General features: G+C 61.3%; 5 protein-coding genes and 1 rRNA gene. 5 read left to right on the top strand and 1 reads right to left on the bottom strand.

What is annotated here, in order from left to right; all coding sequences use genetic code 11:
• From rrf to recD, 4 genes are all read left to right on the top strand, one after another.
• A 5S ribosomal RNA gene (rrf, locus tag ACVWYU_RS12780) occupies positions 1 to 87 on the top strand; the annotation flags it as partial.
• A gap of 220 nt (positions 88 to 307) precedes the next feature.
• Positions 308 to 3,760, top strand: a complete 3,453-nt coding sequence (gene recC / locus ACVWYU_RS12775; protein WP_457372836.1) for an exodeoxyribonuclease V subunit gamma — start codon at positions 308 to 310, stop codon at positions 3,758 to 3,760.
• Entirely contained in the window at positions 3,757 to 7,449 is a 3,693-nt protein-coding gene (recB, locus tag ACVWYU_RS12770; RefSeq protein ID WP_457372835.1) for an exodeoxyribonuclease V subunit beta, read from the top strand. The genes recC and recB overlap by 4 nt, the downstream gene beginning before the upstream one ends.
• Entirely contained in the window at positions 7,446 to 9,539 is a 2,094-nt protein-coding gene (gene recD, locus ACVWYU_RS12765; RefSeq protein WP_457372834.1) for an exodeoxyribonuclease V subunit alpha, read from the top strand. Before recB ends, recD begins: the two co-directional genes overlap by 4 nt.
• On the opposite strand, the gene ACVWYU_RS12760 is transcribed toward recD, so the two are convergent.
• Positions 9,536 to 10,483 (bottom strand): LysR family transcriptional regulator, encoded by a 948-nt coding sequence (locus ACVWYU_RS12760; protein WP_090315712.1) that lies wholly within the window; start codon positions 10,481 to 10,483, stop codon positions 9,536 to 9,538. The two genes, recD and ACVWYU_RS12760, sit on opposite strands and share 4 nt — an antisense overlap.
• 150 nt (positions 10,484 to 10,633) lie before the next feature.
• Between ACVWYU_RS12760 and ACVWYU_RS12755 the strand changes: the two genes are divergently transcribed.
• Positions 10,634 to 12,160, top strand: coding sequence for a CoA-acylating methylmalonate-semialdehyde dehydrogenase (locus tag ACVWYU_RS12755; RefSeq protein WP_090315715.1), 1,527 nt, complete (start codon positions 10,634 to 10,636; stop codon positions 12,158 to 12,160).

Below are 12,160 nucleotides of genomic sequence, written 5' to 3'. Positions count from 1 at the left end.
TGATCCCATCCCGAACTCAGAAGTGAAACGATGCATCGCCGATGGTAGTGTGGGGTTTCCCCATGTGAGAGTAGGTCATCGTCAAGATTAAATTCAGAAACCCCTATCTGCGTATGCAGGTAGGGGTTTTGTTTTTTGCGCGGCTTCAGGGGCGAGCTTGCTCGCGATGGTCATCAACGATGACGTTAACTATCTGAGGCCACCCGCAGCCCTGCAGTTCTCCGCGAGCGAGCTCGCTCCTGCAATGAAGCAAGTCGCCTTCAATGCTAAAGTCGTCCCTCGATTTGCGCTTTCCAAGGAAGCCTTTATGCCGGACGCAACATCCCTCAGTGCTGGTTTTATGGTGGTTCACGGCAATCGCCTGGACGAGTTACGTAGCCTGGTGGTGAGCTGGATGCGGCGTTACCCGCTGGCCCCCTTGGAAAATGAAATCGCCCTGGTGCAGAGCAATGGCATTGCACAATGGCTCAAGTTGGCACTGGCTGAAGACTCTGAAGAAGACGATATGGGTGGTTGCGGGATCGCTGCGGCCATCGATGTACAGTTACCCGGCAGCTTCATGTGGCAGCTGTATCGCATGGTTCTTGGTCGTGACGAAATTCCGGTCAAATCCCTGCTTGATAAGGCTCCCTTGACCTGGCGCCTCATGCGTCTGCTCCCGCAACTGATCAATCAACCGCATTTCGAGCCCCTGCAACGCTTCCTGACCCATGACAGCGATTTGCGCAAACGCTATCAATTGGCTGAGCGGTTGGCGGATTTGTTCGACCAATATCAAGTGTACCGGGCCGACTGGCTCGAAGACTGGGCAGAAGGTCGGCATCAATTACGCAACGGCAGAGGGGAAGCCAAGCCGCTGACGCCGGCCAATTGCTGGCAGGCGGAATTGTGGCGCGCTCTGTTGCTGGATGTCGGTGAAGAGGGCATGGCGCAAAGCCGCGCCGGCGTACACCAGCGGTTCATCGAGCGGATCAACAGTCTCGATATTGCCCCTGTCGGGCTGCCTTCCCGTGTCATTGTTTTCGGCATTTCGTCGCTACCCGCACAAGCCCTGGAAGCCTTGGCCGGGCTGGCTCGATTCAGTCAGGTTCTGTTGTGCGTGCATAACCCGTGTCGCCACCATTGGGCGGACATCGTCGCCGATAAGGACCTGTTGCGACATCAATACAAGCGACAGGCTCGCAAGAGCGGTATGCCGGTTGTGCTCGACCCGCAAACCCTTCATCAGCATGCCCACCCGTTGTTGGCCGCATGGGGCAAGCAGGGGCGGGATTACATCAACCTGCTCGACAGCTACGACGATCCAAATAGCTATCGCTCTGCGTTTCGCGACGGTCGCATCGACCTGTTCAGCGACAGCCAGCCACTGAACATGCTCAATCAGTTGCAGGACGACATCCTTGAGTTGCGTCCCCTGAACGAAACCCGCGACCGTTGGCCGGCAGTGGATCTGGCGGCAGACCAGTCGATCCGTTTTCACATCGCTCACAGTGCCCAGCGCGAAGTCGAAATCCTTCACGATCAACTGCTCGCACGCTTCAGCGCCGATGCAGACCTGCGACCACGGGATGTGATTGTCATGGTCCCGGATATCGACAGTTACGCACCCCATATTCGGGCGGTGTTCGGCCAGCTTGAGCGCCAGGATCCGCGATTCATTCCCTTCACCCTGGCGGACCAGGGGCAGCGTGGCCGTGATCCATTACTGATCGCCGTCGAACATCTGCTCAAACTGCCGGACAGCCGTTTCCCTGTCAGCGAAATTCTCGATCTGTTGGATGTCCCGGCACTGCGCGCTCGTTTCGGTGTAGAGGAGCGCGACCTGCCGACCCTTCATCGCTGGATTGAAGGCGCGGGCATTCGCTGGGGCATGAATGCCGAGCAGCGGGCAGGATTGGGTCTGCCGCAGGCGCTGGAGCAAAACAGTTGGCGTTTTGGCCTGCGCCGGATGTTGCTGGGGTATGCCGTGGGCAGCGGCAGTGCTTGTGAAGGCATTGAACCCTATGACGAGATCGGTGGACTGGATGCCGCGCTCATCGGCCCATTGGTCGCGTTGCTCGATGCGCTGGAGATTGCCCATCACGAACTCACGCAACAGGCATCGCCCCGGCAGTGGAGTTCGCGCTTGCAGGCCTTGGTGTCGTTGTTCTTCCAGGCCAGTAACGAGCATGACGACTACCTGCTGAGCGAACTGGAAGCCTTGCGTGAAACCTGGCTCGAGAATTGTGAGTCGGTCGGTTTGCAAGACGAACTGCCACTGACCGTCGTCCGCGAAGCCTGGCTGGCCGGGCTCGATCAGGGGCGCTTGTCTCAGCGTTTTCTGGCCGGTGCGGTTAACTTCTGCACCTTGATGCCCATGCGAGCGATCCCGTTCAAACTGGTCTGCCTGCTTGGCATGAATGACGGTGACTACCCGCGAGCACAACCGCCCCTGGACTTCGACCTCATGGGCAGTGACTACCGCCCCGGTGATCGATCGCGACGCGAAGATGACCGTTACTTGCTGTTGGAGGCGCTCTTGTCGGCCCGTGACCAGCTCTACATCAGTTGGGTCGGTCGTAGTATTCGCGATAACAGCGAGCGCCCGGCATCGGTACTGATCGGCCAGCTCCGTGACCACCTGGCCAGCGGCTGGCGATTGACCGACGCCGAAGAGGACCTGCTTGAGGCCATCACTCAGGAGCACCCCTTGCAGCCCTTCAGTGCTCGTTACTTCCATGAAGGCGACGCACTGTTCAGCTACGCCACGGAATGGCAGGCGCTTCATCACGCGACCGAGCACGCGACGGACATCGAAGTGCTGGATGCCCACATTCAAGAAGAGCCCCTGGGTCTCGGCCAATTGCAGGATTTCCTGCGTAACCCTGTGCGCCATTTCTTCAGTCAGCGCTTGAAAGTGTTCTTCGAGGCCGCCGAAGTGCCCCTGGCCGATGAGGAGCCCTTTGTGCTCGACGCACTGCAACGCTATAGCCTCAGCGACAGTTTGCTCGAAGCGGCTCTGGCAGCCCCGGAAGACGTTGATCAAGCGTTGGCATTGCAGGCACGACGCCTGCAAAACAGTGGACTGCTGCCAATGGCAGGATTCGGCGAATGCCTTCAGCGGGAACTGATCGAGCCGTTACCGGACCTGCTGCAACGCTACGACCAGCTCCTGGCGTTATGGCCTACGCCGCTGACCAGTGCCCTGCCGGTAAACCTGGCGTTGCATGATCTGCGCGTCGAGGGCTGGCTCAGCGGGCTGCACCAACGCGCCGATGGCGGTTTGCTCTCGATCACAACCATCCCCAACAGCATCGGTTCGATCAAATCGCGCAAATGGCATCGCCTGACGCGACCCTGGGTCGATCATCTGGTCGCCTGCGCCAGCGGCCTGGCCATGACCACCGCATTGGTGGCCAGTGACGACAGCCTGATCCTTGAGCCGATGGAGCAGGAGTCAGCATCACGGATTCTGGGTGACCTGTTGCTGGCCTGGCAATCGGGCATGCGTCAGCCACTGCCGATCGCGGTCAAGACGGCGTTCGCCTGGTTAGGTCAGACCGATCTGGTCAAAGCCGCAATGGCTGCGCGCAAAGCCTACGAAGGCGATGGATTGACCACGGACGGGGAGCGCCGGGAAAGCGTGGCACTGGCCCGTCAATTCGCCGATTACGATGCGCTCACCGCCGATGAAACGTTCGTCGATTGGTGCAACGCCTTGTATCGGCCGCTACTTGAGGCGCCTTGGCGCTCATTGTCCAGCGAGGAGGCACGCTCATGACCAGCAAGACACCTCTGGCCCCGGCATTCCCGCTGCGCGGCAGTCAACTGATCGAAGCCAGTGCCGGGACCGGCAAGACGTTTACCATTTCTGCCCTGTATCTGCGTCTTGTCCTTGGCCATGGCGGCGAACCGAGTGGTTTCGGGCGCGAGCTGTTGCCTCCGCAAATCCTCGTTGTGACCTTCACCGATGCCGCCACCAAAGAGCTGCGCGAACGGATTCGCACACGACTTGCAGAAGCCGCCCGCTTTTTCCGCGATGAAACGCCCGCCCCGGACGCCCTGATCGCCGAGTTGCGTAACGAGTACCCGCCCGAGCAGTGGCCCGGTTGCGCAAACCGCCTGGACATCGCCGCCCAGTGGATGGACGAAGCCGCCGTCTCGACCATCCACAGTTGGTGTCAGCGCATGTTGCGCGAACACGCGTTCGACAGTGGCAGCCTGTTTACCCAGACCCTGGAAACCGACCACAGCGATTTGCTCGGCGAGGTCTTGCGCGATTACTGGCGGCTGTTTTGCTACCCGATGCAAGGCGATGCCCTGAACTGGGTGCGCAACAATTGGGGTGGCCCGGCCGCACTGTTGCCGCGCGTTCGCGGACTGTTCGCCAGTGAGCGCGACAGTGTTGAAGGTAAAGAGCCTGTCGAACTGATCACCGAGTGTCTGCAGCAACGACGGGCGGCCTTGCTCGAACTGAAGAGGCCCTGGCGTCAGTGGGCGGACGAATTGCTCGCCATCTGCCACGAGGGGGTCGCCAGCAAAAATGTCGATGGTCGCAAGATGCAGGCGCGTTACTTCGAGCCGTGGTTCGAGAAACTCAAAGCCTGGGCCGAGGATGAATCCCTCGAGCAACTGGATATCGGTACCGGTTTCACGCGCCTGACGCCCGACGGTATGGCCGAAGCCTGGAAGAAGGGCGACGTGCCCAGTCATCCTGGGCTGGACGCAATGCCCGGCCTGAAGACCGCGCTTGATCAATTGCCGACGCCCGATGCCGCCGTGCTGCAACACGCCGCCCATTGGGTCGGTGCACGCTTCGAAGAAGAGAAGCGTCGGCGGGCGGAAATGGGCTTCGATGACATGTTGCTGCGTCTCGATGCGGCGTTGCAATCCGATGGCGGTGAGCGCCTGGCCGCCCTGATCCGCGAGCAGTTCCCGGTAGCGCTGATCGATGAGTTCCAGGACACCGACCCGGTGCAGTACCGGATCTTCGAGAGCATCTATCGCATCGAAGACAACAACCCGCAAAGCGGTCTGTTCCTGATCGGCGACCCGAAGCAGGCGATTTATGCCTTCCGTGGCGCCGACATCTATACCTACCTTCGCGCGCGTCAGGCCACTGCTGGCCGGCTGCATACCCTGGGCACCAATTTCCGTTCCAGTCATGGCATGGTCGCTGCCGTGAACCATGTCTTCGAGCGCGCGGAGTCCCGTGAATCCGGGCGTGGTGCCTTCCTCTTCCGGGAGGCGAATGGCGACAACCCGGTGCCGTTTCTGCCGGTCGAATCCCAGGGCCGCAAAGAAGTCCTGTACATCGATGGTCAGGTCGTGCCCGCCCTGAACCTCTGGCACCTGTCCACTGAGCAGCCGTTGTCCGGTGCGGTGTACCGGCAACAACTGGCTGCCGCTTGTGCCAGCGAGATCACCGGGCTGCTCAATGGCGGCCAGCACGGTCGTGCAGGGTTTATCCGAGAAGGCCAGGGGTTCAAAGGCCTGTTGCCAGCGGACATTGCGATCCTGGTCCGCGATGGCAAGGAAGCGCAGGCTGTGCGTGCCGAACTCTCGGCCCGGGGCGTACGCAGCGTTTACTTGTCGGACAAAGACTCGGTGTTCGCCGCTCAGGAAGCACACGACGTGCTGACCTGGCTCAAGGCCTGTGCCGAGCCGGATGTCGAGCGGCCACTGCGCGCCGCCTTGGCCTGCATCACGCTGGACCTGTCACTGACGGAACTGGAGCGACTGAACCAGGACGAACTGGCGTGGGAAGCGCGGGTGATGCAGTTCCGCAGTTATCGCGAGATTTGGCGCAAGCAGGGCGTGTTGCCGATGCTGCGACGTTTGCTGCATGACTTCCAATTGCCCCAGGCGTTGATGGCACGCAGCGATGGCGAGCGAGTGTTGACCAACCTGTTGCACCTCTCCGAGTTACTGCAGCAGGCCGCTGCCGAACTGGATGGCGAGCAGGCCCTGATCCGGCATTTGTCCGAACACCTGGCGCTGTCCGGCCAGGCCGGTGAAGAGCAGATCCTGCGTCTGGAAAGCGATGAACAACTGGTCAAGGTCGTGACCATCCACAAGTCCAAGGGGCTGGAGTATCCCTTGGTGTTCCTGCCGTTCATTTGTTCGGCGAAACCGGTGGATGGCAGCCGACTGCCGTTGCATTACCACGACGCTACGGGCAAGGCCCAGGTGACCTTGAGCCCGACCGCCGAGTTGATTGCCCTGGCCGACGACGAGCGTCTGGCCGAAGATTTGCGCTTGCTCTATGTCGCGCTGACACGGGCGCAGCATGCCTGCTGGCTGGGTGTCACGGATCTCAAGCGTGGCAATAACAACAGCTCGGTACTGCACCTTTCGGCGCTGGGTTATCTGTTGGGCGGTGGCGCGGCATTGCTTGAATCGGCGGGTTTGAAGCGCTGGCTGGAAGACCTGCAACAGGGCTGCGCTGCGCTGGCTTACGGCGAAATGCCTGAAGCCACCGCCGAGCATTACCACCCGCCGCAGAACGAAGCGGCATTGCTCGCGCCATTGATTCCGAAGCGCAAGGCCAGCGAAAACTGGTGGATTGCCTCTTACAGTGCCCTGCGAATCAGCGACATCCTGAGTGTCGGCAGTGATGAGGCACCAGAGAGCCCGCAGGCACAGAAGCTCTTCGACGACGAACGCCTCGATCCGCAAGCGCCCCGTGAGATGGTCGCCGGGGGGGCCGATCTCCATCGATTCCCGCGCGGTCCGAATCCGGGCACCTTTCTTCATGGATTGCTCGAGTGGGCCGGTGACGAGGGTTTTGTGGCCACGCCGAACGCTGTGGAAGATGCCATTGCCCGCCGATGCAACCGCCGAGGCTGGGAAGGCTGGATTACGACACTGAGCGATTGGCTGCAGCATCTGCTCAAGTCGCCGTTGCCGGCAGGGGCCGGGCAGGTCCCGGTGGTTCTGGAGCAACTGACCCAGTACCAGGTCGAAATGGAGTTCTGGTTCGCCAGCCACAAGGTCGATGTACTCAAGCTCGATGCGCTGGTGTGCCAATACACGCACAAGGGCGTTGCGCGGGTGGCGGCCGAACCGGTATTGCTCAATGGCATGTTCAAGGGTTTCATCGACCTGACCTTCGAACACGACGGTCGTTATTACGTCGCTGACTACAAATCCAACTGGCTCGGCGTCGACGACGCGGCTTACACCGAACAGGCCATGGAACAGTCGATCCTCGACAACCGCTACGACCTGCAATACGTCTTGTACCTCCTGGCCTTGCATCGACAACTCAAGGCACGGCTGGCCGATTACGACTACGACCGGCATGTCGGCGGCGCGTTGTACCTGTTCTTGCGCGGCACGCGTGCATCCAGCCAGGGCGTGTACTTCGCCCGCCCTCCAAAGGAGCTGATCGAACGAATGGACCGGCTGTTTCAAGGTAAGCCAGAACCCAAGGCCGAACCCGTCTGGGAACAGGGAATATTGCTATGAGCCGCACCTTCGCTGACCTGTTGCCCACTTCATTGGCCGACGAGAGTCTCGCCGAGCTTGCCCCCCTGAGCCGTGCTGACGACTTGCTGTTGCTGCTCACCCGCTGGGTCGAACGTGGCTGGTTGCGCGCGCTGGACAAGGCCTTCGTGACCTTCCTTCATGAGCTGGCGCCGGATGACGACCCCTTGGTGCTGCTGGCCGCGGCATTGACCAGTCACCAGTTGGGCCACGGGCATGTTTGCCTCGACGTGTTCGAGACATTGAAGGAGCCGGACTTCGCCCTGTCGCTACCACCGGAAGGTGATCTGCACAGTGGCGCGATGGTGTTGCCGTCGCAGCTGTTGGTCGCGCTGGACGGCGCCCATTGGTGCAAGGCGCTGGCCTCCAGCAGTCTGGTCGCGTTGGCGGCCGACGGGCGTGAGGCGGTGCACAGCCGTCCACTGGTGTTGTCGGGCAAGCGCCTGTACCTGCGCCGTTACTGGGCTTACGAGCGCCGTATCGACAACGCGCTGCGCCAACGCCTGGCCGAACATGAAGCAACGCCGGGCGACTTGTCCGAGCGTCTTACCGGATTGTTCGGTGCGGCCAAGCCGGGGGAGGTGATCGACTGGCAGAAACTCGCCTGCGCCCTCGCTACCCGAGGCGCCTTCAGCATCGTCACCGGCGGACCGGGGACCGGCAAGACCACCACTGTCGTGCGCTTGCTGGCGTTGCTTCAGGCGCCAGCGGTAGAGGCGGGCAAACCGCTGCGCATTCGTCTCGCCGCCCCGACCGGCAAAGCGGCGGCGCGCCTGACCGAGTCCATCAGTCAGCAAGTCAGAACGCTGAAAGTCAGCGACGCCATACGCCAGAAAATCCCTTCGGAGGTCACCACCGTTCACCGTCTGCTCGGCAGCCGGCCCGGTACGCGGCATTTCCGCCACCACGCGGGCAATCGCTTGCCGCTGGACGTGTTGGTGGTGGACGAAGCCTCGATGATCGACCTGGAAATGATGGCCAACCTGCTCGATGCGCTGCCACCCCATGCGCGCCTGGTGTTGCTGGGGGACAAGGATCAACTGGCCTCGGTGGAGGCCGGTGCCGTGCTGGGCGATTTGTGTCGCGATGCCGAGGCCGGCTGGTACAACCCGCAAACACGGCAGTGGCTGGAAGCGGTCAGTGGCGAAAGCCTGGCGGCCAGTGGCTTGCAGGAAGACACCCAGGGCGTTCATCCACTGGCCCAGCAAGTGGTGATGCTGCGTCACTCGCGACGGTTTGGCGAGGGCAGCGGCATTGGTCAGCTCGCCCGTTGGGTCAATCAACAGCAGCCCGATGAAGCCCGTAAATTGCTGGCGGCGCGAAGCCATGACGATGTGTTTTCCCTATCCCTCAAGAACGAACAGGACCGGGCGCTGGAGCGTTTGTTGCTCGATGGCCATGGTGAAGGGCCACAAGGTTATCGGCATTACCTGAGCCTGTTACGCAACCAGCGGCCGGCAATCGACCGTCCGCTCGATGATGCGTGCTGGATGGATTGGGCGCGGGAAGTCCTGAAAGCCTTCGACGCTTTCCAATTGTTGTGCGCTGTCCGCAAAGGGCCGTGGGGTGTCGAGGGCTTGAACCGGCGAGTGACCGACGCGTTGCTCAAGGCCCGCCTGATCGACAGCGACCAGCAGTGGTACGAAGGACGGCCCGTGCTGATGACCCGCAACGACTATGGTCTGGGCTTGATGAACGGCGACATCGGCATTGCGCTGAAACTCCCCGAACGGGACGGTCCGGACGCCGGCAAGCAGGTGCTTCGCGTGGCGTTCCCGCGCAACGACGGGCAGGGCGGCGTGCGCTTTGTCCTGCCCAGCCGGCTGAACGACGTCGAGACCGTGTACGCCATGACCGTGCATAAATCCCAGGGCTCGGAATTTACCCACACCGCGTTGATTCTGCCCGATGCCCTGAACCCGGTGCTGACCAAGGAACTGATCTACACCGGGATTACCCGGGCCAAGGACTGGTTCACCTTGATCGAGCCGCGCGCCGGGGTCTTTGAAGAAGCGGTGCGGCGCAAGGTCAAACGCTTGAGCGGGCTGATGCTGGAGCTCGGCAGCGATTAATCGGCGAACAGCATCTCCCGGCTTTCCCCCATCAACAGCCGCTGATTCTGCTCAGTGACCGAACGGATGTAATCCCACAACAGGGTGATCCGCTTGAGCTTGCGCAGGTCCTCGCGGCAGTACATCCAGAACTGCCGGGTGATGTTGATGTCCTCCGGCAGCACCGGCAGCAAGCGTGGGTCTTGTGCGGCGAGGAAGCACGGCAGGATCGCCAGTGACCGGCCCTGCTGTGCTGCCACGAATTGCGCGATCACGCTGGTGCTGCGCAGGTTGGCACTGGCGCCGGGCAAGACGTTGGCCAGGTACAGCAGCTCCGAACTGAACGCCAGGTCGTCGACATAGCTGATGAATGAGTGCTTGCCGAGGTCGGCCGGGCGGCGGATCGCCGGGTGTTTGTCGAGGTATTCCTGGGTCGCATACAGCTGCAGGCGATAGTCCGTCAGTTTGCAGCACACGTACGGCCCGTGTTCCGGGCGCTCCAGGGCGATGACGATGTCCGCCTCGCGCTTGGACAGGCTGATGAAGTGCGGCAGCGGCAGGATGTCCACCGAAATGGCCGGGTAGGCGTCGACGAAATGGCTAAGCTGAGGGGTGATGAAAAAACTGCCGAACCCTTCGGTACAGCCCATGCGCACATGCCCGGACAACGCCACCCCAGAGCCGGACACCTGCTCGCAGGCCATGTGCAACGTGCTTTCGATCGACTCGGCGTAACCCAGCAGTCGCTGGCCTTCGGCGGTCAGGACGAAACCGCTGGTCCGGGATTTCTCGAACAGCAGCGTCCCCAATGAGGCTTCCAGCGAACTGATGCGCCGCGACACGGTGGTGTAGTCGACGGCCAGGCGTTTGGCCGCGGTGCTGGCCTTGCGGGTCCGGGCGACTTCGAGGAAAAACTTGAGGTCATCCCAGTTCAGCGAACCTAAAGACGTGATGTTTTTTTGCATGATGGACCGGCTTTTATGTGCGTTCTTATTAGAAGTTTGCACATCTATACTCCAAAAACAGTCCCACAACCAATTCGCGGCACACGCCTCATCGCAAGGCGACTTTTTCGCCTTGGCTCCCAAGATAAAAACAAACATCCGGAGACCCACATGAACGCTTCGCTTACGCCTAACGAAACCACGCTGCACAAGGTCAAGCTGTTGATCGATGGCGAGTGGGTCGAATCCAAGACCACTGAATGGCACGACATCATCAACCCGGCGACCCAACAGGTGCTGGCCAAGGTGCCGTTTGCCACCTCCGAAGAAGTCGACGCCGCGATCAGCGCCGCCCATCGCGCCTTCCAGACCTGGAAGCTGACGCCAATCGGCGCGCGGATGCGCATCATGCTCAAGCTGCAGGCGTTGATACGCGAACATTCCAAACGTATCGCCGTGGTGCTGAGCAACGAACAAGGCAAAACCATTGCCGACGCCGAGGGCGACATTTTCCGTGGCCTGGAAGTGGTCGAACACGCGTGCTCCATTGGCACCCTGCAAATGGGCGAGTTCGCTGAAAACGTGGCCGGTGGGGTCGACACCTATACCCTGCGTCAACCGATCGGCGTCTGCGCCGGCATCACCCCGTTCAACTTCCCGGCGATGATTCCGCTGTGGATGTTCCCGATGGCCATCGCTTGCGGCAACACCTTCGTACTCAAGCCGTCCGAGCAGGACCCGCTGTCGACCATGCTGCTGGTGGAACTGGCGATCGAAGCCGGCGTTCCGGCGGGCGTGCTCAACGTCGTGCACGGTGGCAAGGACGTGGTGGATGCGCTCTGCACCCACAAGGATATCAAGGCGGTTTCGTTCGTCGGCTCGACCGCCGTCGGCACTCACGTCTACGACCTGGCCGGCAAGCATGGCAAACGCGTGCAATCGATGATGGGCGCCAAGAACCACGCCGTGGTGCTGCCGGATGCCAATCGCGAACAAGCGCTGAATGCGCTGGTCGGTGCCGGTTTCGGCGCGGCCGGTCAACGTTGCATGGCCACGTCGGTGGTGGTGCTGGTGGGCGCGGCCAAGCAGTGGCTGCCTGACCTCAAGGCGCTGGCGCAAAAACTCAAGGTCAATGCGGGCAGTGAGCCGGGCACCGACGTAGGGCCGGTGATCTCGAAAAAGGCCAAGGCGCGAATTCTCGATCTGATCGAAAGCGGCATCAAGGAAGGCGCGAAACTGGAGCTGGACGGTCGTGACATCAAGGTTCCCGGTTTCGAACAGGGCAACTTTGTCGGCCCGACGCTGTTCTCGGGCGTGACCACCGACATGCAGATCTACACCCAGGAAATCTTCGGCCCGGTGCTGGTGGTGCTGGAGGTCAATACCCTTGACGAGGCCATCGCCCTGGTCAACGCCAACCCGTTCGGCAACGGCACCGGCCTGTTCACCCAGAGCGGTGCGGCGGCGCGCAAATTCCAGAGTGAAATCGACGTCGGCCAGGTCGGTATCAACATCCCGATTCCGGTGCCGGTGCCGTTCTTCAGCTTCACCGGTTCCCGTGGTTCGAAACTCGGCGACCTCGGCCCGTACGGCAAGCAAGTGGTGCAGTTCTACACTCAGACCAAGACTGTCACCAGTCGCTGGTTCGATGACGACAGCGTCAATGACGGTGTGAACACCACCATCAACTTGCGTTAA

This window comes from Pseudomonas sp. TE12234 (genome assembly GCF_054061835.1).
Note: the sequence above shows the minus strand (reverse complement) of the source record. Positions and strands in the feature narration are given on the sequence as shown.